Source organism: Streptomyces antnestii, from assembly GCF_004005495.1.
GTDB classification, from domain to species: Bacteria; Actinomycetota; Actinomycetes; order Streptomycetales; family Streptomycetaceae; genus Streptomyces; species Streptomyces antnestii.
Window position 1 is genome coordinate 131,079 of record NZ_RZYA01000007.1, and the last position, 22,195, is coordinate 153,273.

Below are 22,195 nucleotides of genomic sequence, written 5' to 3' on the forward strand. Positions count from 1 at the left end.
GAGGGTGGACCGGTCATGCCCCTGCTGGAGCCGAAGCCGGAAGCGCTGCGCCCCGGACCGCACACGGGAGGCCCGGCGCCCGACCGGGTGCCGGACGCGCAGGCCGGCGGGACCCCCGAGCCGCTGCGCTCCGAGCTGACCGCGCTCCTGGGGGCGGACAAGGTCCTGACGGGCATCTCGGACCTCGTGCGGTACGCGTCGGACGCGAGTCCCTACCGCTTCGTGCCGCAGGTCGTGGTCGTCGCCGAGGACATCGACGACGTGTCGGCCGTCCTGTCGTACGCCCACGGCAGGGGCCGTGAGGTGGTGTTCCGCGCGGCGGGCACGTCGTTGAACGGGCAGGCGCAGGGCGAGGACATCCTCGTCGACGTCCGCAGGCACTGGGCGGGCGTCGAGGTCATCGGGGAGGGCGAGCGGGCCAGGATCGGCCCCGGTACGACGGTCGTGCGCGCCAACGCCACGCTCGCGCGGTACGGGCGCGTGCTCGGCCCCGACCCGGCGAGCGCCATCGCCTGCACGATCGGCGGGGTCGTCGCGAACAACGCGTCGGGCATGACGGCGGGCACCACCAGGAACTCGTACCGGACGGTCGCCTCGCTCACCTTCGTGCTGCCGTCCGGCACGGTGGTGGACACGGCCGATCCGCTCGCCGACGATCTGCTGGCGCACGCGGAACCGGCGCTGTGCGCGGGCCTGTTGGAGATCAAAAGCGAGATCGAGGCGGACGCGGCGCTGGTCGCCCGTATCCGCGCCAAGTACGAGATCAAGAACACGAACGGGTACCGCCTGGACGCCTTCCTGGACGGCGCGACTCCCGTGGAGATCCTGCGCGGTCTGATGGTGGGCTCCGAGGGGACGTTCGGCTTCATCTCCGAGGTCGTCTTCGACACCCTGCCGCTCGACCGGAAGGTGTCCACGGCCCTGCTGTTCTTCCCCTCCCTGCCGGCGGCGGCAGCGGCGGTCCCGCTGTTCAACGAGGCCGGCGCGATCGCCGTCGAGGTGATGGACGGCAACACGCTGCGGGCCTCGGTGAGCGTGCAGGGGGTGCCCGCCGACTGGGCAGGTCTTCCCAAGTCGACGACGGCGCTCCTGGTCGAGTTCCGCGCGCCGGACGAGGCGGCGCAGGAGCGTTTTGAGGCGGCGGCCGCCCAGGTCCTTGAAGGGCTCGAACTGGTCGCGCCGGTGGCGTCGGTGACCAATGAGTTCACGCGTGACCCGAAGACGATCGGCGGCTACTGGAAGGCCCGCAAGGCGTTCGTGACGGCGGTCGGCGGTTCGCGCCCGTCCGGTACGACGCTGATCACCGAGGACTTCGCGGTGCCGCCGTCGCGCCTGGCCGAGGCGTGCGAGGCGCTCCTCGAACTCCAGACCAGGCACGGCTTCGACGCGGCCGTGGCCGGTCATGCCGCGCACGGCAATCTGCACTTCCTGCTCGCCTTCGACGCGGGCAAGCCCCAGGACGTCGAGCGGTACGCGGCCTTCATGGACGACTTCTGCCGCCTCACCGTCGAGCGCTTCGACGGATCGCTCAAGGCCGAGCACGCCACCGGACGCAACATCGCGCCGTTCCTGGAGCTCGAATGGGGCGCGCAGGCCACGGAGTTGATGTGGCGTACCAAACAGGTCATCGACCCTGACGGCGTCCTCGCGCCGCGTATCGTCCTGGACCGCGACCCCCAGGCCCATCTGCGCGGCCTGAAGACGATCCCCCAGGTCGAGCCGATCGCCGACCCGTGCATCGAGTGCGGCTTCTGTGAGCCGACGTGCCCCAGCGAGGACCTGACGACCACGCCGCGCCAACGGATCGTGCTGCGCCGCGAGATGATGCGCCAGCCGTCGGGTTCGCCGGTCCAGGACGGGCTCGTCGCGGCGTACGGGTACGACGCGGTGGACACCTGTGCGGGCGACTCGACCTGCAAGCTGGCGTGCCCCGTCGGGATCGACACGGGCGCCTTCATGAAGGACTTCCGGCACGCGCGGCACACCCCTCGCGAGGAGAAGGTGGCCGCGTTCACGGCGAGGAACTTCAAGGCTGTCGAAGCGTCGGCGCGGCTCGCCGTGGCCGCCGCCGACAAGATCGGCGACCGGCTCCTGACGACCGTGACCCAGGCCGCCCGCAAGGCCGTCCGCCCCGACCTCGTACCGGAGTGGCTGCCGGAGATCCCCGGTGCCGCCGCCCGGGAGATGCCGCGCACCGCGAGCGTGGGGGCCGCCGCGGTCTACTACCCGGCCTGTGTGAACCGTATTTTCGGCACCCCTGGGGACGTGTCCCTCGCGACGGCCATGGTCGCCGTCTCCGCGCGCGCGGGACGGCCGGTATGGATTCCGGACGATGTCGCAGGCACCTGCTGCGCCACGATCTGGCACTCCAAGGGCTACGACGAGGGCAACGCCGTGATGGCGAACCGGATCGTGGAGGCGGCCTGGGGCTGGACCGCGGGCGGCAGACTGCCCCTGGTGGTCGACGCCTCGTCGTGCACGCTCGGCATCGCCCACGAGGTCGTCCCCTATCTGACCGACGACAACAGGGAGTTGCACAAGGAGCTGAACATTGTCGACTCCATCGTGTGGGCGGCCGAGGAGCTGCTGCCGCGTCTCACCGTGCGCCGGACGGTCGGCTCGGCGGTCCTTCACCCGACCTGCTCGATGGAACACCTGGGCGACGTGGGGCAGTTGCGGGCGGTCGCCGAGGCGTGCGCCGACGAGGTGGTGGTGCCGGACGACGCCGGGTGCTGCGCCTTCGCGGGCGACCGGGGCATGCTCCACAAGGAGCTCACCGAGTCGGCCACCCGCAAGGAGGCGGCCGAGGTGACCGCCCGTCACTTCGACGCGCATCTGTCGGCGAACCGGATGTGCGAGGTGGGCATGGACCACGCGACGGGCCGCAGCTACCGCTCCGTGATCGTGGAGCTGGAGCGCGCGACCCGTCCCGGGGTCACGCGGAGCAGCTGAGCTTCAGGTCGCCGCCCCAGTCCGCGTGGTCGTTGTCGTTGCCGTTGCCGTTGCCGTCATCGGCGATCCCGTGCCGCGCTGGGCTCCCATGTTCTCCTGCGAGTCGGCGACGGTCACCCGGGGCGGCACCGTTCCGACCCACGTGCGTCCAAAGAGTCCGTAAAGAAAGTCCAACTCCCTGACTACTTCGGCCCCTTGCGCCTCGCTGTACTCCCCTCCAGGGTGGCAAGCGCTTACTCGCAGCGCACGCACCCACCTTCGATGGAGGTCCGATGCACGACGACAGAGCGACACCGGCACCCGACGCGGATCCCGGGCACACAGGGCACCCCGGGCGCCCCGAGCACACGGACGGCGGGCAGTCCCGCAGATCGGTTCTGCGGACGGCGGGCATCGCCGGGGCCGGGCTCGGGCTCGGCGCGTTCAGCGGCGGCCCGGCGCAGGCGGCCGATGGGCAGGCGGCGGGCGCGCAGTCCGGGGCGAGCGCCGCGGAGGCTCCCGCCCGGCAGGGCGAGACCATGATCGGCGTGCCCTTCGAGGGCCGCTCCGCCGTGCGGGTCGGCATCATCGGGCTCGGCAACCGCGGCGGCAGCATGATCGACCTGTTCCTGGCGATCCCGGGCGTCCAGGTCGTCGCGCTCTGCGACCCGGTGAAGGACAAGACCGCGAGGGCCGCGGCCAAGGTCACGGCCGCGGGGCAGCCCGCTCCGGCGACGTACACCAAGGGCGATCACGACTTCGAGAACCTGTGCAAGCGGGGCGACATCGACTTCGTGTACGCGGCGACGCCCTGGGACTGGCACTTCGAAATGGCGAAGACGGCGATGCTGAACGGCAAGCACGTCGGCGTGGAGTGTCCTATCGCCCTCCAGCTCGACCAGCTCTGGGAGCTGGTCGACCTCTCCGAGCGCACGCGCCGGCACTGCATGCAGCTGGAGAACTGCTGCTACGGCCGGAACGAGATGCGGGTCCTGCGGATGGCGCACGCCGGCAAGTTCGGCGACCTGCTGCACGGGGCGGGCGCCTACAACCACGACCTGCGCGGCCTGATGTTCGACCCGGACTACTACGAGGGGCCGTGGCGACGCCTGTGGCACACGCGGCTGCGCGGCGACCTGTACCCCAACCACGGGTTCGGCCCGGTCGCCAACTACATGGACATCAACCGCGGTGACCGTGTCACGCACATCTCCAGCTTCGGTACGCCCTCGCTGGGCCTGGCCCAGTACCGCGAGGCCCACATGCCGAAGGGCGACCCGAGCTGGAAGGAGACGTACATCGAGTCCGACCGCACGATCAGCCTGGTCCAGACGGCGAAGGGTCGCGTCATCCGGCTCGAACACGATGTGTCCACGCCCCACCCCTACTCGCGGATCAACAACCTCGGCGGCACGAAAGGTGTGTTCGAGGACTACCCGGCACGCATCTATATAGAGCCGGACCACACCAATGACGCGTGGGGCGACTTCTCCAAGTACGCGGACTGGGACCACTGGCTGTGGAAGGAGCACTCCAATCCGCCGGGCGGCCACGGCGGCATGGACTACATCATGGTGTTCCGCCTGATGCAGTGTCTGCGGGCGGGCCTGGTACCGGACTTCGACGTGTACGACGCCGCGACGTGGACGTCGCCGGTGCCGCTGAGTCACTTGTCCATCAAGGCGAAGGGGGCGCCGCAGGAGATCCCCGACTTCACGCGCGGGATGTGGAAGAAGGCGCGGCCGGGGGTGGATTCGGCCAAGCCCGAAGGGGCGTGACGGGCCAGGTGTGAGCGGTGTGGGAGCCCGGCGGCGAGCTGCGTGCCGCCGGGCCCCCACCGTACGTCTGCCCCTCAGCAGCGCGTACGGTCCACCGTCAACGCGCCCTGTGCGGTGGCCAGTTCATGGTCGTAACAGCCGTCGGGGCCGCTGAGACGGTAGCGCTCGCGGCTGGTGCCGGTGGCATGCCGCTGGTCACGCGGCACGCCCGCCGTGTACGAGGCGTCACCCGTGTAGGTGTCGTCGAGCACCGTCCACGCCGTGCCGCCCGCGCCGGTGGACCGTCCCGTCTCGGCCCGGTCACCGAGGTCGATCACGGTCCGCAGCCGGTTGGCGGCGTCGAGCGTGGTGGCGCCGTCCATCGTGTAGGTGCGGTTCGTGCGCGTGGTGTGGTGACCGGACACGACGGTCTGGCGGTCGGTCCAGGTCCCCTTCAGCGCGTCGTCGTTCTCGCCCTCGGCCCAGCGGTGCGTGGTCGAGGCGGCGAGGTCGCGGGTCACGGTGGTGGCGACCCGGCCGTGCGAGGTGTTCACGTAACCGGACACGGTCAGCTTGTGCCCACCCTCGGCGTCGAGACGGTACTGGTTCGTACCGGGCGTGTACGTCGTCGAGTTGGCCGGCTCGCTCTCGTGGTGGCCGGTCAGCGCGCCGGTGACGTGGGAACTGCCGCCGTCCTGCCAGACCAGCACGTTGACGGGAACGCTCCAGCCGCTCTGCCCCTTCGGGACGCCCACGACGGAGACGTCGATCTGGTGCGGACGCCCGTCGTCGAGGAGCCCGGCGAACGGGGTCAGGTCGTACTGCAGGGGCCGCACGTCGAAGGCGCCGGGGGCCGGAATCACGTACCAGAGGAAGGGGTTGGACCAGCCGCCGGTCCAGACGTTCGGGAACGGCGAGGCGATGCCCGCGAGTTTGCCGTCGACGGAGATCTGCACCTCGCGGTACGGGCCGCCGTCGCCCTTGCACGAGTACGGCACTCCGTCCGGAACCGCCAGGTACCAGAACTCCTCGCAGCCGCCGCCCGATCCGGTCGCGTACACCTCGGCGACGACGCGCTCGCTGTTGCGCGGGGTGGTGAGCTTGCCGTCGTCCAGGGTGAGCACGCGGTCGGGGATGCCGGCGGACTGCTGCCGCTTCGCGTGCGGCTCGGCGGCGTAGAAGGTGAGGGTGGCCTTGACCGCGATGACACCGGTGTACGTGCTGTCGACAACGTTGCCTATGAGCATGTCGACCGGCTGGTCGGCCCGCAGGGTGTCGCTGTACCGCGTGACGTCCTTCTCGACGTTCCAGGCGATGCCGTCGGGCGAGGGCTCGGGGGTGGAGGTGCGCAGGACCTCGACGCCGCCGATGTGCAGATAGCCGAGACGGTCGAACTGCCGTCCCTTCACCTTGCCTTCGAGCCGCAGGACGACCTTGCTCCACCGGTCGCCGCAGCCCTTGGGCGGGGTGTAACTGCCCTTGTAGGGCGTGAAGTCGCGGAACTCGGTCTCCGCGAGCGTCACCTGGCAGGACTTGGTGGAGGGCTTGGTCACCGGCGGCGTGGCCGTGATCGGATCGTGCCAGTCGGTGCCGAACTCGGCGGGGACGTCGGCGGGTTGGGACGTCGCGGGCCGGGGTGTGCTCTGTTGGGGTGCGGTCTGCTGGGGTGCGGCGGAGGCTGTCGCCGCCTGGCCGACGAGGGCAGTGGCCGCCAGGGTCGCCGCGGCCAGCATGGACATGACGCGTCTTCTCATGTGGGGTGTTGTATGGGGCGGACGGGTTCCACCGCAATAGCCCCGCACCCTCGACAGGCCGTGGCGTCAGCTCTCCAGTGACACCTTGTCGCCCATCACCACGACCGGATGCCGCTTCGGGTCGATGGTGCGCAGCAGGTACTCCATGCCGGACTTGGACAGGCTCACGCATGCCGAGGTGCCGCTGCCGTGGTCCATGTGGAGCCAGATGCTGCCGCCCTTGGTCTGCCCTTCGGGCCGGGTCGGGTCGTTCGGCGCGGTGCCCTTCACGCGGTTGTAGTCGATGGCGATGACGTAGTCGAAGTCGTGCCAGTGCGACTCGGCCCAGTAGTGCGGGGCCTGGAACGAGGCCGCCTGCGTGTACGGGAGTTTCGCGCCCGGGTCGGCGAGCACGCCGCCCGCGTCGGTGAGGGTGAACACTCCTATGGGGCTTCGCTTGTCGCCCTCGTGGTGGTCGGCGGTCCAACCCTTCTTGCCGTTGTGGGCGGGCCAGCTGCGCGTCTTGTCCCAGGTGTCACCGGACTTCGAGTAGAGCACGACGGTCGAGTCACCGGAGTCCTTGCCGTCGCCGTAGACCGCGACGACCTGCCGGGCGCTCTTCGGGATCTGCGACTGGAGCCGGTCCCCGACGTCGGGGATGCGCTTGAGGTCGACGGCCGGCCGGCCCTCGTGCCGGGAACCGCCGGAGCCCGCCTCGTCCTTGTGCCCCGTCCCGTCGCCTCCGCCCGAACCGCCGCAGGCCGACAGGGTCATGAGAAGGACGCCGCAGGCCGCCGCGGCGACCGCCGTTCGAACCGCACCCCTATTACGCATGCGGTCCATGGTCGCACCACGCACCGGCTGCCCCTGACCGGCCCCACTCATCGAGCCACCCGGCGAGCCACCCGACGCGGGACCCAACGGGACGGAAGCGGGCCTGAAGCGGGCCGGACGCCGGCCGGACGCCGGCCGGGAAGTGGGCCGGGAAGTGGGCCGGGACGTGGCTGGATGCGGGCCGAAACCGTGCCCCACGGCGTAAAACCGGTTGCCTCCGGTCGCCGATTCCGGCGAACCTTTCACGGTTTGTTCCCTCCGTACCCCCGACTTTCGCTCTCCTCTTCCGAGCCCTGGGACGTCATGCAGATCCACGATCTTCCGTATCCCGACCCGGGCCTGCCGGATGCCCGCTCCGGTCCCCGCTTCCTGCTCTGGCTCGGCCGGAACCAGCTCGGCGGCCAGCTCAAGTCCCTCTCCTGGGGACTCCTGCACTTCCTGTCCGTCGCCTCCCTGCCCTACGGTGTCGGCTTCGCCGTGCAGGCCGTGGTCGAAGGCTCCGGCGCGCGGCTCGCCCTCGCGGGCGGGCTGATCCTGCTGCTCGGCGCCGCCCTCGCCCTCGGCGACACGATGCTGCACCGCACGGCGGTCACCAACTGGATCACCGCGGCGGCCCGGGTGCAGCAGCTCCTGGCCCGCAGGACGGCGGCCCTGGGCGCGGCGCTCACGCGGCGGGTGGCCGCCGGTGAGGTCGTCGCGGTCTCCACCGGTGACGTCGAGAAGATCGGCTGGTTCGTCGAGGCGCTGTCACGCTTCGCCGCCGCCGCGCTGACCGTCGTCGTGGTGTCCGTCGGCCTCGTCCTCTACCAGCCGGCGCTCGGTGTCGTCGTGGCCGTCGGCATGCCGGTCCTCGCGCTCGCCGTTCTGCCGCTCCTCCCCCGTGCCACCCGCCGCGCCGACCGGCAGCGCGAGAAGGCGGGCCGCGCCACCGAACTAGCGTCGGACACCGTCGCGGGGCTGCGTGTCCTGCGCGGCATCGGCGGCGAGGAACTCTTCCTCGACCGCTACCGCCGCGCCTCGCAGGACGTCCGCGAGGCCGCCGTGCGCAGCGCCCGCATGTGGTCACTGATCTCGGCGGTCCAGGTACTGCTGCCGGGTCTGCTCCTGATCTCGGTCGTCTGGTACGGCATCGAGCTGGCCCGCCAGGGCCGGATCACCGTCGGTGAACTCGTCACGGTGTACAGCGCCGTGATGATCCTCAACTACCCGCTGCGCCACTTCGAGGAGATCGCCATGGCGTACTCCTTCTCGCGCCCCTCGGCCCAGCGCGCGGCACGTGTCCTCTCCCTGGAGCGGGTCACGGAGCCGGGCGGGCTGCGCGCCGCGAAGGCACCTGCCGGTGATCTGTACGACCCGGTGACCGGGCTGCTGGCTCCCGCCGGCCGCCTCACGGCGGTCGTGTGCGGCGACCCGGACCTGGCGGGGCGGCTCGCGGACCGGCTCGGAGGGCATCCGACGGATGCCGGTTCGAGCGAGGCGCACGTGTCGGGCGGGGAGTCCGGCGCAGCGCACACTCCGGTCGTCGGCCCGCCGTCCGTGCTGCTCGGTGGGGTGCCGCTCGACGAGTTGCCCCTGGACACGGCCCGCGCCGCCGTCCTCGTACAGGACAAGGACCCGGTGCTGCTGTCCGGCACGCTCGCCGAACTGCTCGACGTCCCGTCCTCGGGGGCGGTGCGCGCCGAGGAGGCGCTGACCGCGGCGCAGTGCGGTGACGTGCTGGACGCGCTGGCGCAGGCGTCCCTCGACGACGACCCGATGAACGCGCGGATCACCGAGCGCGGCCGCTCCCTCTCCGGAGGCCAGCGGCAGCGGCTCGCCCTGGCGCGGTCCCTGGTCACCGACCCGGAGGCGCTGGTCCTGGACGAGCCGACGTCGGCCGTCGACTCGCACACCGAGGCCAGGATCGCCGACGGCCTCCGGGCGCTGCGCACCGGGCGCACGACCGTGGTGCTCACCTCGTCGCCGCTGCTGCTCGACCGCGCGGACCGGGTCGTCCTGGTCCACGAGGGCACGGTCGCGGCGGTCGGTGTGCATCGCGAACTCGTCGTCGCCGAGCCGCGGTACCGCGCCGTCGTCACCCGCGAGACGGACGAGGAGGCGGCGTCGGCGGCCCTGTCCCAGAACGGCGGCGCCCCTCTGCGCGACGACACCGGCATCGAAGAACTCACCGAGATCGAGGAGACGGCATGATCGGCCTGGCGCCCCCGGCCTACGACCCGGCGGCCCCGACCACGGCGAACACGCTGCCCGTCGGCGCCCCGGCGACCGTCAGGTCCTACGTCCGCGAGCTGTACCGGCGCCACCGCCGCGCGTTCCTGCTGCTCATCACCGTCAACACGATCGCCGTCGTGGCGTCGATGGTCGGTCCGTATCTGCTCGGCGCCCTGGTCCAGGACGTCTCGGACGGCACGGACCGGCTGCGCGTGGAGCATCTGGGTCCCACCATCGCCGTGTTCGTCGTCGCGCTCGTCGTCCAGGCCGTGTTCGTGCGGCAGGTACGGCTGCGGGGCGCGATGCTCGGCGAGCGGATGCTGGCGGACCTGCGCGAGGACTTCCTCGTGCGGTCCGTCGGCCTGCCGCCGGGTGTGCTCGAACGGGCCGGTACGGGCGACCTCCTGTCGCGTATCACGACGGACGTCGACCGGCTCGCCAACGCGATGCGGGAGGCCGTTCCCCAGCTGTCCATCGGCGTCGTGTGGGTGGGGCTGCTCATGGGCGGTCTCGCCGTGACCGCTCCGCCGCTGGCTCCGGCCGTCCTCGTCGCCGCTCCGGTCCTCGTCGTCGGCTGTCGCTGGTACTTCAAGCGGGCCCCGTCGGCCTACCGGTCGGAGGCCGCCGGCTACGCCGCCGTGGCCGCCGCCCTCGCGGAGACCGTGGACGCCGGGCGCACCATCGAGGCCCACCGGCTCGGCGCCCGCCGCGTGTCGCTGTCCGACCAGCGGGTCAAGGAATGGACCGCGTGGGAGCGCTACACGCTGTTCCTGCGGTCGGTCTTCTTCCCGGTCATCAACGCCACGCATGTGACGGTGCTGTGCTCGGTCCTCGTCCTCGGCGGTGTCTTCGTCCTGCAGGGCTGGATCGGCGTCGGACAGCTGACCACGGGTGCGCTGATCGCCCAGATGCTCGTCGACCCGCTGGGCCTGATCCTGCGCTGGTACGACGAGCTGCAGGTCGCGCAGGTGTCGCTGGCCCGGCTCGTCGGGGTGAGGGACATCGAGCCGGACGCGGGCGACGCCTCGGTGGCGCCGGACGGCCGGCACGTCCAGGCCGACGACGTGCACTTCGGGTACCGGGCGGGCGTCGACGTGCTGCGTCAGGTGTCCCTCGACGTGCGGCCGGGGACCCGGATCGCGCTGGTCGGGCCGTCCGGCGCGGGCAAGTCCACGCTCGGCCGTCTGCTCGCCGGGATCTACGCGCCGCGTACCGGGCAGGTCACGCTCGGGGGCGCCGAGCTCTCGCGGATGCCGGCCGAGCGGGTGCGCTCGCACGTGGCGCTGGTCAACCAGGAGCACCACGTGTTCGTCGGCTCCCTGCGCGACAATCTGCGCCTCGCCCGCACGGGGGCCGAGGACGCCGAGCTGTGGGCGGCGCTCGGCGCGGTCGACGCGGACGGCTGGGCGGGGGCGCTCGACGAGGGTCTCGACACCGAGGTCGGCTCGGGCGCGGTGGCGCTCACCCCGGCGCAGGCCCAGCAGATCGCCCTGGCCCGGCTGGTCCTCGCCGATCCGCACACCCTGGTTCTGGACGAGGCGACGTCGCTGCTCGATCCTCGGGCGGCCAGGAACCTGGAGCGTTCGCTCGGCAGGGTCCTGGACGGCCGTACGGTCGTCGCCATCGCGCACCGGCTGCACACCGCGCACGACGCGGATGTGATCGCCGTGGTCGAGGAGGGCCGGATCAGGGAGCTCGGCAGCCATGACCAGCTGGTCGCGGCCGACGGTGCGTACGCGGCGCTGTGGCGGTCCTGGCACGGGTGACCGCGCGAGGAGGGGGTTGAGGGGTGTGCGGTGGCTCAGATGACGTTGAGCGCGGCCGCGCACCCCACTCCGCCGAGCAGCATGAACACCGGCATGAGCACCTTCAGCTCGACCCAGCTGCCGGCGCGGAAGCGCATCGCCTTGGGCGGGCCGATCGGGTACCAGCGCTTGCGGCCGATGGGGATGGGCCACAGGACGGGGCAGCCGGAGACCGTGAGGGCGTCCCCGATGTCGTGCACCAGGGCGCCCAGGACGATGGGCAGGCCCAGCCACAGGTACTCCTGGCCGGGCTGGGTGAACAGCCAGTGCGAACCGTTGCCCGGCTTGTCGAGGATCCCGGCGAGGATCCAGGCGCTGGTCCCGGCGAGCAGCCAGACCAGTATGTCGCTGCTGGAACCGCGTGCCGCCCGCCACAGCAGGCCTTCGATGGCGAGCACCATGTGGACGAAGAGGAGGGCGAGGACCGCCCAGCGCCCGCCGTAGATGGCCGCCGCCGAGGCGCCGGCTCCTATGAGGACCGCCCACAGCCAGGTGTGGGTGAGGGTGCGGTGTCCGCCGTTGCGTCGCGGGTCGCCCTTCATCCGGGTCGCCTTGTAGACGGCGTACGACAGCTTGTCGACGATCTCGCACAGGGTGCGTGACACCGGCCCGAAGGCCCGCGAGATGGTGGCCGCCTTGTGGTCCAGGTCGGGGGCGAGGGCCGCGCCCGCGCAGATCAGCGCTCCGACCAGGATGACGGGCCAGGGCATGGGGTGCCCGGCGGCGGCCGCTGCCGCGCCCACCCCCAGCCAGGCCGCCGCTCCTGACAGCGAGTGTGCCGGTCCCATCATGGCTGCGTTCCGCCCCATTCCACTTGTGTCGGCGCCCAGTTGTCCCCACCGGGGCCACCGCGCCCTGACGCCCCGTCGGCGCCACAGCGTACCTTTCGTGATCTTCGTACGGGCGACCGATTCCCGGATCGGGACGGAAGGCAGGCAAGATGGGGGCGTGACCCTTATCGATCAGCTGCCGCAGACCGCCGACCCCGACGCCCTCTACGAGGCTTTCGAGTCGTGGGCCGAGGAGCGCGGGATCACCCTCTATCCCCACCAGGAGGAGGCGCTGATCGAGGTGGTGTCGGGCGCGAACGTGATCGTCTCGACGCCCACCGGGTCCGGCAAGAGCATGATCGCCGCCGGCGCGCACTTCGCGGCGCTCGCGCGGGACGAGGTCACCTTCTACACGGCACCGATCAAGGCGCTGGTCTCCGAGAAGTTCTTCGAGCTGTGCAAGCTCTTCGGCACGGAGAACGTCGGCATGCTCACGGGCGACGCCTCGGTCAACGCCGACGCCCCCGTGATCTGCTGCACCGCCGAGATCCTCGCCTCGATCGCGCTGCGCGACGGGGCGCGGGCCGACATCGGCCAGGTCGTGATGGACGAGTTCCACTTCTACGCGGAGGGCGACCGCGGCTGGGCCTGGCAGATTCCCCTGCTCGAACTGCCGCAGGCGCAGTTCATCCTGATGTCGGCGACGCTCGGTGACGTCGCGATGTTCGAGAAGGACCTGACCCGGCGCACGAACCGGCCCACGTCGGTGGTCCGCTCCGCGACGCGTCCGGTCCCCCTCTCCTACGAGTACCGGCTCACGCCGCTCACGGAGACGCTGACCGAGCTGCTGGACACCCGGCAGGCTCCCGTCTACATCGTGCACTTCACGCAGGCGCAGGCCGTCGAGCGCGCGCAGGCCCTCATGAGCATCAACATGTGCACGCGCGAGGAGAAGGAGAAGATCGCCGACCTGATCGGCAACTTCCGCTTCACCACCAAGTTCGGCCGCAATCTGTCGCGCTACGTGCGGCACGGGATCGGCGTCCACCACGCCGGCATGCTGCCCAAGTACCGGCGTCTGGTGGAGAAGCTCGCGCAGGCCGGTCTCCTGAAGGTCATCTGCGGCACGGACACGCTGGGCGTCGGCGTCAACGTGCCCATCCGCACGGTCCTGTTCACCGCGCTGACGAAGTACGACGGGACGCGCGTGCGGACGCTGCGCGCGCGGGAGTTCCACCAGATCGCGGGCCGGGCCGGGCGGGCCGGCTTCGACACGGCGGGCCTCGTCGTGGCGCAGGCGCCCGAGCACGTCATCGAGAACGAGAAGGCGCTGTCGAAGGCGGGCGACGACCCGAAGAAGCGCCGCAAGGTGGTCCGCAAGAAGGCCCCCGAGGGCTTCGTCGGCTGGACCGAGAACACCTTCGAGAAGCTGATCGCCTCCGACCCCGAGCCGCTGACGTCCCGCTTCCGGGTCACGCACATGATGCTGCTCGCGGTCATCGCCCGTCCCGGCAACGCCTTCGCGGCCATGCGCCACCTCCTCGAGGACAACCACGAGCCGCGCAAGCAGCAGTTGCGGCACATCCGGCGCGCCATCGCGATCTACCGCTCGCTCCTCGACGGCGGCATCGTCGAGAAGCTCGACGAGCCCGACGCCACGGGCCGGGTCGTGCGCCTGACGGTCGACCTGCAGCAGGACTTCGCGCTCAACCAGCCGCTGTCGACGTTCGCCCTCGCCTCCTTCGATCTGCTCGACGCCGAGTCGCCCTCGTACGCGCTCGACATGGTGTCCGTGGTCGAGTCGACGCTCGACGACCCGCGGCAGATCCTCGCGGCGCAGCAGAACAAGGCGCGTGGTGAGGCCGTCGCGGCGATGAAGTCCGACGGCGTCGAGTACGAGGACCGCATGGAGCGGCTCCAGGACGTCACCTACCCGAAGCCCCTGGAAGAGCTGCTGTCGCACGCGTACGACGTGTACCGCAGGAGCCACCCGTGGGTGGGCGACCACCCGCTGTCGCCGAAGTCCGTGATCCGCGACATGTACGAACGGGCCATGACCTTCACCGAGTTCGTGGCCTTCTACGAGCTCGCCCGCACGGAGGGCATCGTGCTGCGCTACCTCGCTGGCGCGTACAAGACCCTTGAGCACACGGTCCCGGACGACCTCAAGTCCGAGGACCTGGAGGACCTGATCGCCTGGCTGGGCGAGATGGTGCGCCAGGTCGACTCCAGCCTCCTCGACGAGTGGGAGCAGCTCGCCAACCCCGAGGTGATGACGGCGGAGGAGGCCCAGGAGAAGGCCGACCAGGTCAAGCCCGTCACGGCGAACGCGCGCGCCTTCCGCGTGCTCGTCCGCAACGCCATGTTCCGCCGGGTCGAGCTGGCCGCCCTCGACAACGTCGACGAACTGGGCGAGCTGGACGCCGAGTCGGGCTGGGACGCGGACGCCTGGGGCGAGGCCATGGACAACTACTGGGACGAGTACGAAGATCTTGGAACCGGTCCCGACGCCCGTGGGCCGAAGCTGCTGCGGATCGAGGAGGACGCCCCGCACGGCCTGTGGCGGGTGCGCCAGACGTTCGCCGACCCGAACGGTGATCATGACTGGGGCATCAGTGCCGAGGTCGATCTCGAGGCGTCCGACGCGGAGGGCCGCGCCGTCATCCGTGTCACGGACGTCGGCCAGCTGTAGGCCCTGAACCTGCCGCGCACCCAGGACAGCCCGTTCGGAGCGCGGCGCAGACGAGAGGGAACGACGCATGACGAACCCAGCCGAGCGGCTCGTCGACCTGCTCGACCTGGAGCAGATCGAGGTCAACATCTTCCGGGGCCGCAGCCCGCAGGAGTCCTTGCAGCGGGTCTTCGGCGGCCAGGTGGCCGGCCAGGCACTCGTCGCCGCGGGCCGCACCACCGAGGGTGACCGCCCGGTGCACTCGCTGCACGCGTACTTCCTGCGCCCGGGCCGCCCGGGCGTGCCCATCGTGTACCAGGTCGAACGGGTCCGCGACGGCCGGTCGTTCACCACGCGCCGCGTCACCGCCGTGCAGCAGGGCCGCACGATCTTCAATCTCACCGCCTCCTTCCACAAGCCCGAGGACGGGGCCTTCGAGCACCAGCTGCCGCCGGCGCGCGAGGTTCCCGATCCGGAGTCCCTGCCGACGGTCGCCGACGAGGTCCGTGCCCATCTGGGCGCCCTGCCCGACGCGTTGGAACGCATGGCGCGGCGCCAGCCCTTCGACATCCGGTACGTGGACCGGCTGCGCTGGACGCCCGAGGACATCGAGAGCGCCGATCCGCGCAGCGCGGTCTGGATGCGGGCGGTCGGCCCTCTCGGCGACGACCCGCTCGTGCACACCTGCGCTCTCACCTACGCGAGCGACATGACCCTCCTCGACGCCGTACGCCTGGCCGTGGAACCGCTGTGGGGGCCGCGCAGTTTCGACGTGGCCTCGCTCGACCACGCCATGTGGTTCCACCGTCCCTTCCGCGCGGACGAGTGGTTCCTGTACGACCAGGAGTCCCCGATCGCGACGGGCGGCCGTGGTCTGGCCCGCGGCCGGATCTACGACACCGACGGCCGCCTCCTCGTCTCCGTGGTACAGGAGGGCCTCTTCCGGAAGCTGGGTTGACCTGCGGTTTCACCGATCGTCGACCGGCCCGGGTCGCGTCGTGCGACGCTCCTCGGGCCGGTCGTTACGACGTTCTTGCCGAGCACGAAGCAGAGGTCGTGGCCCGAGGCGCACCCCACCGCATCTCGTCGCGTTTCGTTGCACCCCACAGCGATTGTGCCAATAGCGTGCCGGCGAAGACGTTCGGTCCAGTCCACTCCGCCTGCCGCCCCCCCCTTCCCGATCTTCACTGAGGGCATCGATGATGCGCTGCACCATCTGCTCCCGCTGGCCGTGGATGCACTTGTAGTACGTGTCCATCAGGATCGCCACGTGAGCGGGCTGTGCAAGCAGCCGTTGGTGGAGGTTGCGGCTTCTCGATCCTGAGGTGCGTGCTTCTCCGGCCCTCGTTTCGGAGCTTCTGGATCCTGAGTTCACCGAGATCGGAGCGTCCGGTCGCTGGTGGGACGCGCAGTCGATCCTCGCGGTGACAGGTGCGGGAACGGTGTCGTCGGGCATGGCGGAGTTCCTTGTGGCGCCTGACGGAGACAGGCTGGCGCATGTACTTTCACCAGGGCACCTTGGCCGGCTGGAGCAAGCCTGTCCCGTCGCCTGCGGAGCGGCGGAGCACTGATCCCCCCCCCGCCATAACCACGAGTAGGGCCAGGCACTCGCTCCCAGAACCAGTGGGACGGCCCGTCCACCGGGACGGTGGACGGGCCGTGAAGCGGTTGGGCGGTAGGGATCAGGTGACGTCCTAGTCAGCACGTATGCCAGCAGCGGGTACGTAAACGTGTGGACCTCGGGCTGGCATGAGCAGTCGACGTGGGAGGCGTTCCTGCGGGCACGGTCGGACGTACTGAAGCGGTGCGGGCGCGGCTTCGAGCTGCTGACCTGAGATCCACGCAACAAGCCGGTGGGGCCCCGCGGATCGCTGCGGGGCCCCACGGCTGACACGCTGGCGGCCGGCATCCAACGACCTCGAGGGGAACGAACCGTGACCGTGAGTGACGGCATCGCCTGGATAGGCGCAGACCTTCACAGTCCTGTATCCGCCGCCGCGCGGGGGATGCTCGGCGGCATCTCGCTCACCGCGGCCAGGGGGATGGAGGCTGACGAGTTCCTCATTGCGCTGGGCGCCGACCTGGATGAGCTCGCCGCCCGTACCCCTTACAGAGATCTCGCCGTGCCGGTGGGTCAGCCGGGCAGGCCGTCGCCCCACATCAACCCCGTCATGTACGGAATGTGCGGCGACTGGCTGTACGTACTGGAGGACTGGGGCGCGGCGACGTGGTCGACCGGCTACCGCAAGGTGCAGTCGATGTGGCCCTACCCCGGGCAGGAGATCGTCTGCGTGACGATGGACCGGTTCAGCCCGCCGTCGAAGATCCTGCATGTGCCCGGGGACGAGATCGCACGCCGGGCGGAGTTCGGGCAGGACACCGGGGAGGAGTCCGCTCTGGACGCAGCGCTCGATGCCTCGGGTGCGGTGTTCCCGTCGATCGCCGACGTCGGCGAGGCCGCTGTGGTGGCGCACTACGAGCAGCACGGGCCCCGGCTGCCCGCGTTGGTGTTCGCCGCGGTGGGCGCCTACTGCGGCCTGTCCATTGACCAGGAGGCCGTTCGCGCCGGCACCCTTCCCGGTGTCCTTCTCCCCATGCCCTGACCTGCGCACCGAACCAGGACCGTCCCCCATCCTGCTACAGGGTGGGGGCCGGTCCCGTTGTGCGTGGGTTCTACCTGGCGGTCAGCTTGCAGATGACCGGCTGTCCCCCGCCGATCCCGTAGGTGCAGGTGCCGCCGTCGTCCATCCGCGTGTCGAGCCAGTACGCGTCCTTGTCCATGATCCGGTTGTCGCGCATGAACGTCGCGAAGTGGTTGCCCATGGACTCCTGGTTGTGCATGCCCGAGATGGCCGACCGGCCGCACACCTCGGTGAAGGTGGGGTCGGCCCCGTTCAGGCTGTACAGGTGCACCAGGGTGCTGGGCTTCTTGGCGTAGGTGTTGATGCACGCGGCCCCGGTCGGCGTGGTCCCGCCGGGCAGCAGCGCCGGGTTCAGGCCGCCCTCGGCGCTGGACATGTCGCCGCTGTTGTACGTCGACGCGAACGCGAACTCGTCGCAGTTCAGCGTGTCCGACGCGTCGACCAGGGCCGAGGCGTCACCGTTGGTCGCGGCCCATCCGGTGGGGCAGATCCGGTTGCGGCTGCGCGTGTTCTGCGCGCTGTCGCCCATGTAATAGAGGGGCGTGCGGTCCTGCACCGACCCGGGGTGGTTGGGCACGGCCTTCTGGATCAGCCATCCGTGCGCGGCGGCCTGCGGGAACGCCTTGGCGTTGAAGCTGTACGTCGGGGCGTGGTTGACGAACACGCAGCCCGTGCCGGGGCCGGCGGTGGTGGTGTCGCAGCGGATCTGGTCAAGATCCTTGGTGTCGCCGCTGTAGTCCAGCGACCACTGGTAGCCGGTCATGAACGGGCGGATCTTGCCGTCCGACGGAGGATGTTCGCGTCGATCTGGATGTCCGGCTTGAACAGATACTTCTGGTCCGGGGTCGACGCGTCCCAGGTGTAGGGGGTGGTCACCGACGTGGAATGCATGTCGCCGGGGGTCCACCACGTCTTGTCGGTCCAGGCGCTGCCGTCCGGCTCGACCGGGGTACACGATCCCTGGCACAGGTGCTGGTTGATGGACATGTCGATCTCGGCGAAGTCCATCGGGATCTGCGGCGCCGGCTCGATCGTCAGGTGCTCGGTGAAGCTGTTCTGCCCGTCGAGCTGGAGCATGCGCAGGAACATGAAGTAGGCGATGGCGTCCGGGACGCCGTCCGTGCGGATGATGACCGGCACCGTCCGCACGTCGCACTCGGTGAAGCGGGTGGCGAGGATGCTGGAGAAGTCGGTGTTGCACCACTCCACGCCCGCGGTCGCTTCGGCGTTCGCCATCGCGCGGGCCACCTTCTTGGGGGCCTTGTCCTTGGACAGCTGCTTACCGAAGCACACCTGGCGGCCGCGCTTGTCCATCTTGCTGCACTGCTCGCCCGCCTTGAGGGTGCTGGCGGTCAGCGTGCTCGAGGAGCCGAGCGGCTTGGTCTGGTAGAAGTCCGGCGGGGTGTTCAGCGAGCTGGGGTCCGGTGCCGTGTAGTCCGGAGTCGGCAGCGTCAGGTCGACGGGCATCTCCACACGGAACTTCGCCCACGGCGACCATGTCGTCTGCTGATGCTGCGGCGGGCCAGCATCCATCGCTGCCGAGTCGGCTCCTCACCGTCGAACTCCCACACGGCGGGCAGACGGGCGGCAGCCCAGTCGTAGAGACGCTCGCCCTTCGCGCCGGGGCCGGCGGACAGACGCTGCCACGCTTCGGGCGGGGCCTGGGCGATGAGGTAGTCAATGCGGGGGCCGTGGACCTGCTGGGACTTGGGCACAGCAACGACATAGGAGAGCCGAGCGTCTTCGAGGAAGCGTCGGAAGTGGGAGTCCTGTCCGTAGGCGGAATCCGCGGTGACCCAGGCAATGGCGAGTGAGGAGGCCTGGACTCGTCGGATCATGTCGCGGGCGAGGTCGCCCTTGACGGCGAAAGGTGCGTTCGTCGGGAATGCGGGCGGCTCGGCAGCGCTCTCGGTCGCCTGTCCAGGACTTGGGCAGGTAGAGCTCACGGTCGACCAGGGCATGGCCACGGTCGGTGGCGTAGGCGGCGAAGACGCCGATCTGGCAGTTCTCGGTCCGGCCCGCGGTGCCGGAGTACTGGCGCTGCACTCCGGCTGAGGTGGTGCCCTTCTTGACGAAGCCGGTGTCATCGATGATCAACACACTGTCCGGTGTGCCGAGTTGCTCAGCGGCATAGGTCTGCAGGTGGTTGCGGAGGCTGTCGGCGTCCCAGCGGCTGTGGGACAGCAGGTGCTGCAGTCCGTCTGGGGTGGCGTGGCCTGCGTATTCGGCGAGTTGCCAGCCGTTCTTGCGGCCCACTGGGCCCAGCAGTCCTCGTACGTAGTCCCGCATCCGGCGTCGGGGTTCCACCCGGCCGAAGCAGGCCCCGGCCCGCAGGAAGAGCTTCTCGAGTTCATCGCCCCAGGCACTCGTGGGCACATCATTGATCACGCCTATGGACTGCTCAACCACTGTCACTACATGCGGCATGGGCACACGTTCGCGGGACGGTCCGCCAAGACCGTACCGCACCCATCCCCACCCCGCTACACTCCCCACACTCAAGCCGTTGACCAGCGGTAATGGAGAAGTCCGGCTGGAGTACTAGGTAGCCGGCCACAAGAAGGCAGATGATTCTGCCAGCCTGATTCCCGGCCCCTCTGATGAACTCCACGCCGAAGAGCCGCACCATCATGCCCGGCGTCACCTGGCGCGGAGACGACATAGGCTGGCTCACCCGGCAGATCCGAGACTCGGCGCAGCTCAACGAGGAACAGCAGCGGCGGCTGGGCGAGGTGGGCGTGAAACCAGCTGCACAGTCACAGTAGACCGCAGCGCCAACTGCCTCCTGCTGATCGGCCGTGCTACGCGCCGTAGCGCACCACCGCCGTCGGCACCACCGTCCGGCGCGCCGGGCCCGCCAACGCGTCTGGCCCCTGCTCGATCCGGTCCAGCAGCAGCCGGGCCGCCTGGCGTCCGACCTCGTCCGCGTCGTACGAGACGACGGTGACTGGTACCTGCAGCATGTCCGCCATCTCGAAGTCGTCGAAACCTGCGAGCGCGGTGCTGGTGCCGAGGCGTCGCACCGCTCGGTAAGCGCCCAGCGTGATGCGGTTGTTGGTGCAGAACAGTGCCGTCGGCGCGTCCTCGCGGTCCAACAGCTCCATGGCCGCCGCCTCTGCGGTGGAGATGTCGTGCGGGCCCCGGCGCACCCACTCCTCGCGTGGTGTCAGACCGGCTTCCTCATGCGCGGCCCAGTAGCCGCGGAAGCGCTCTGCCGCGGTGAACAGACCGGGTGGATTGCCCAGGAAACCAACGCTGCGGTGTCCTTCGGACAGCACCTGTGCGGTGGCCTCGCGGGCCCCGCCGAAGTCGTCCACGAGGACCGCGTCGGCCTCGATCCCAGAAGGTGGCCGGGAGGCGAAGACCACGGGGGTGCCCCCGAGGGTGGCAGGGCTGAGATGACGGTGTGTGGCCCCGGCCGGAACCACGATCACGCCGTCGACCCGGCGGGATATCAGGTCCTCTACCAGTTCGCGTTCGCGCTGGACCTGTGACGCCGTGTTGCCCAGCACCAGCCGAAGCCCGTACTCCTCGGCGACGCTTTCGGCGCCGAGCGCGAGACGGGAGTAGAAGGGGTTGCCGAGGTTGGTGACGACCAGGCCGATCATGCCACTGGGGCGGCCCAGACGCAGAGTGCGGGCCACTTCGTTGCGTCGGTAGCCCAGTTCGCGTACGGCGGCGAGCACCCGCTCCCTGGTCGTGGGGCTGACGCGCTCGTCCTTCAGCACCCGCGACACGGTCATGGCACTGACGCCTGCACGGGCGGCGACATCCCGCATCGTGGGCGTGGTCGCGGGTCCGGTGGATCCGGGACTGCCGGACGGGGGCACTGCGCTCGCTCTCTCTTCCAGCCGACGGTTGCGGGCGTTTCCACACCACGCCCGCAGCCTTCATCCTATGCCTCGGTCAGCGTGCTCACCCCCCACCACGCGGCCCCGAGCAGCGCTGCATCGTGGCGTTCAGCGGTGCGGAGCACCAGCTTCCCGCTGCCGCCGGCGTACGGTCCGACGCACAGTCCGGCCCTGAGCGGTCCCTCGATGAGATCCCACGACGCGGCGATCGAACCGCCGACGACCAGCGCCGTCGCCTCAAACCGTGCCAGCCACGGCGCCAGGACCACCCCCAGAACCCGGAAAGCCTGCTCCAGAACCGCGCACGCATGCCGGTCGCCGCCGCGGGCCAGCTCGGCGATGGTCTGCACGTCGGGAACGACGTGCGGGTCCAGCGCCGCTCGGGCGTAGGCGGCGCGGATGCCGCGCCGCGACACGATGTCCTCCAGCGGGCGCCCGCCATACGACAACAGATGGACGCTGCCGTCCGGAGGCACCAGCGGGCCGTCGTCGACGGGCCGCCCCTGGTCGAGGAAGGCCGATCCGACACCGCTGCCGAGAGTGATACAGACGGCTCGTGCATGGCCGACAGCCGCGCCGGCGACGGACTCACCGATGCCGAAGGCGTCGGCGTCGTTGAGGAACCGCAGCGTGGTGGGCGTCGGCCGGAGTCGCCCCATCAACTCGGCACGCACATCCACGCCGTACAGTGCGTCGAACTTGCCGACGTCCCGAAAGAGCCCGACGCCCGCCTCGTAGTCGAACGGACCGGGCACCGCCACGCCCCAGCATTCGGCGGCAGGACAGTCGATCCGCGCGGCCGTCGCGGCGATGCCACCGAGGATCTCCTCGGCCGTGCCCTGCGCGGGCAGCGGTTCACGCACCAGCTCCCCCGCCAGTTCGCCGACGGCCAGATCGACGAGCGCCGCGGTCACATGGGTGCCACCGACCTCCAGTACGGGTACAGGCGTGCTCAGCATGCGCTCATACCTTGGCGTGAGACCTCGGCCA

15 protein-coding genes and 2 pseudogenes are annotated in these 22,195 nt (G+C 70.4%); 9 read left to right on the plus strand and 8 right to left on the minus strand.

Annotation, left to right across the window (positions count from 1 at the left end; all coding sequences use genetic code 11):
- Window positions 1-15: 15 nt before the first annotated feature.
- Both EOT10_RS16910 and EOT10_RS16915 read left to right on the plus strand, forming a co-directional pair.
- Complete coding sequence (locus tag EOT10_RS16910; protein WP_127829046.1) at window positions 16-2,952, plus strand: FAD-binding and (Fe-S)-binding domain-containing protein; 2,937 nt, start codon at window positions 16-18, stop codon at window positions 2,950-2,952.
- 272 nt (window positions 2,953-3,224) lie between these two features.
- Window positions 3,225-4,709, plus strand: a complete 1,485-nt coding sequence (locus EOT10_RS16915; protein WP_127829047.1) for a Gfo/Idh/MocA family protein — start codon at window positions 3,225-3,227, stop codon at window positions 4,707-4,709.
- A 74-nt stretch (window positions 4,710-4,783) separates the two neighbouring features.
- Here the strand turns inward: EOT10_RS16915 and EOT10_RS16920 are convergent, their stop codons facing one another.
- Together EOT10_RS16920 and EOT10_RS16925 are read right to left on the minus strand one after the other, a co-directional pair.
- Entirely contained in the window at window positions 4,784-6,442 is a 1,659-nt protein-coding gene (locus EOT10_RS16920; RefSeq protein ID WP_223281019.1) for a peptide-N4-asparagine amidase, read from the minus strand.
- 66 nt (window positions 6,443-6,508) lie between these two features.
- On the minus strand, window positions 6,509-7,255 hold the full coding sequence (locus EOT10_RS16925; protein WP_127829048.1) for a L,D-transpeptidase family protein: 747 nt from the start codon (window positions 7,253-7,255) through the stop codon (window positions 6,509-6,511).
- A gap of 303 nt (window positions 7,256-7,558) precedes the next feature.
- Here EOT10_RS16925 and EOT10_RS16930 point away from each other — a divergent pair, with 303 nt between their 5' ends.
- Both EOT10_RS16930 and EOT10_RS16935 read left to right on the plus strand, forming a co-directional pair.
- Window positions 7,559-9,445, plus strand: a complete 1,887-nt coding sequence (locus tag EOT10_RS16930) for an ABC transporter transmembrane domain-containing protein (RefSeq protein ID WP_127829049.1) — start codon at window positions 7,559-7,561, stop codon at window positions 9,443-9,445.
- Window positions 9,442-11,232, plus strand: coding sequence for an ABC transporter ATP-binding protein (locus tag EOT10_RS16935; RefSeq protein ID WP_127829050.1), 1,791 nt, complete (start codon window positions 9,442-9,444; stop codon window positions 11,230-11,232). The genes EOT10_RS16930 and EOT10_RS16935 overlap by 4 nt, the downstream gene beginning before the upstream one ends.
- 35 nt (window positions 11,233-11,267) lie before the next feature.
- On the opposite strand, the gene EOT10_RS16940 is transcribed toward EOT10_RS16935, so the two are convergent.
- The gene (locus EOT10_RS16940) at window positions 11,268-12,062 is read right to left on the minus strand and encodes a metal-dependent hydrolase (RefSeq protein WP_127829051.1); all 795 of its coding nucleotides are present in this window, start codon (window positions 12,060-12,062) and stop codon (window positions 11,268-11,270) included.
- Between the two features lie 157 nt (window positions 12,063-12,219).
- Here EOT10_RS16940 and EOT10_RS16945 point away from each other — a divergent pair, with 157 nt between their 5' ends.
- From EOT10_RS16945 to EOT10_RS16960, 4 genes and pseudogenes are all read left to right on the plus strand, one after another.
- On the plus strand, window positions 12,220-14,733 hold the full coding sequence (locus EOT10_RS16945) for a DEAD/DEAH box helicase (RefSeq protein ID WP_127829052.1): 2,514 nt from the start codon (window positions 12,220-12,222) through the stop codon (window positions 14,731-14,733).
- A gap of 67 nt (window positions 14,734-14,800) precedes the next feature.
- Window positions 14,801-15,670, plus strand: coding sequence for an acyl-CoA thioesterase (locus tag EOT10_RS16950; protein WP_127829053.1), 870 nt, complete (start codon window positions 14,801-14,803; stop codon window positions 15,668-15,670).
- A 323-nt stretch (window positions 15,671-15,993) separates the two neighbouring features.
- Window positions 15,994-16,236: pseudogene (locus tag EOT10_RS41975) on the plus strand (DUF4440 domain-containing protein); the annotation flags it as partial.
- A 410-nt stretch (window positions 16,237-16,646) separates the two neighbouring features.
- A complete protein-coding gene (locus tag EOT10_RS16960) occupies window positions 16,647-17,315 on the plus strand; it encodes a protein-tyrosine phosphatase family protein (RefSeq protein ID WP_127829054.1) in 669 nt (222 codons plus the stop codon).
- Between the two features lie 70 nt (window positions 17,316-17,385).
- On the opposite strand, the gene EOT10_RS16965 is transcribed toward EOT10_RS16960, so the two are convergent.
- The 3 genes and pseudogenes from EOT10_RS16965 to EOT10_RS43145 all read right to left on the minus strand — a co-directional run.
- Entirely contained in the window at window positions 17,386-18,117 is a 732-nt protein-coding gene (locus EOT10_RS16965; RefSeq protein WP_127829055.1) for a hypothetical protein, read from the minus strand.
- Window positions 18,114-18,887 (minus strand): hypothetical protein, encoded by a 774-nt coding sequence (locus EOT10_RS16970; protein ID WP_189491728.1) that lies wholly within the window; start codon window positions 18,885-18,887, stop codon window positions 18,114-18,116. Before EOT10_RS16970 ends, EOT10_RS16965 begins: the two co-directional genes overlap by 4 nt.
- A pseudogene (locus EOT10_RS43145) lies at window positions 18,857-19,781 on the minus strand (IS701 family transposase); the annotation flags it as partial. The gene EOT10_RS16970 and the pseudogene EOT10_RS43145, both read right to left, overlap by 31 nt.
- Before the next feature lie 173 nt (window positions 19,782-19,954).
- Between EOT10_RS43145 and EOT10_RS41325 the strand changes: the two are divergent.
- On the plus strand, window positions 19,955-20,119 hold the full coding sequence (locus EOT10_RS41325) for a hypothetical protein (RefSeq protein ID WP_189491679.1): 165 nt from the start codon (window positions 19,955-19,957) through the stop codon (window positions 20,117-20,119).
- Between the two features lie 36 nt (window positions 20,120-20,155).
- Here EOT10_RS41325 and EOT10_RS16980 read toward each other — a convergent pair whose 3' ends face one another.
- Window positions 20,156-21,133 (minus strand): LacI family DNA-binding transcriptional regulator, encoded by a 978-nt coding sequence (locus EOT10_RS16980; RefSeq protein ID WP_127829057.1) that lies wholly within the window; start codon window positions 21,131-21,133, stop codon window positions 20,156-20,158.
- Window positions 21,134-21,249: 116 nt separating this feature from the next.
- Window positions 21,250-22,164, minus strand: a complete 915-nt coding sequence (locus EOT10_RS16985; protein WP_127829058.1) for an ROK family protein — start codon at window positions 22,162-22,164, stop codon at window positions 21,250-21,252.
- Window positions 22,165-22,195: the final 31 nt, after the last annotated feature.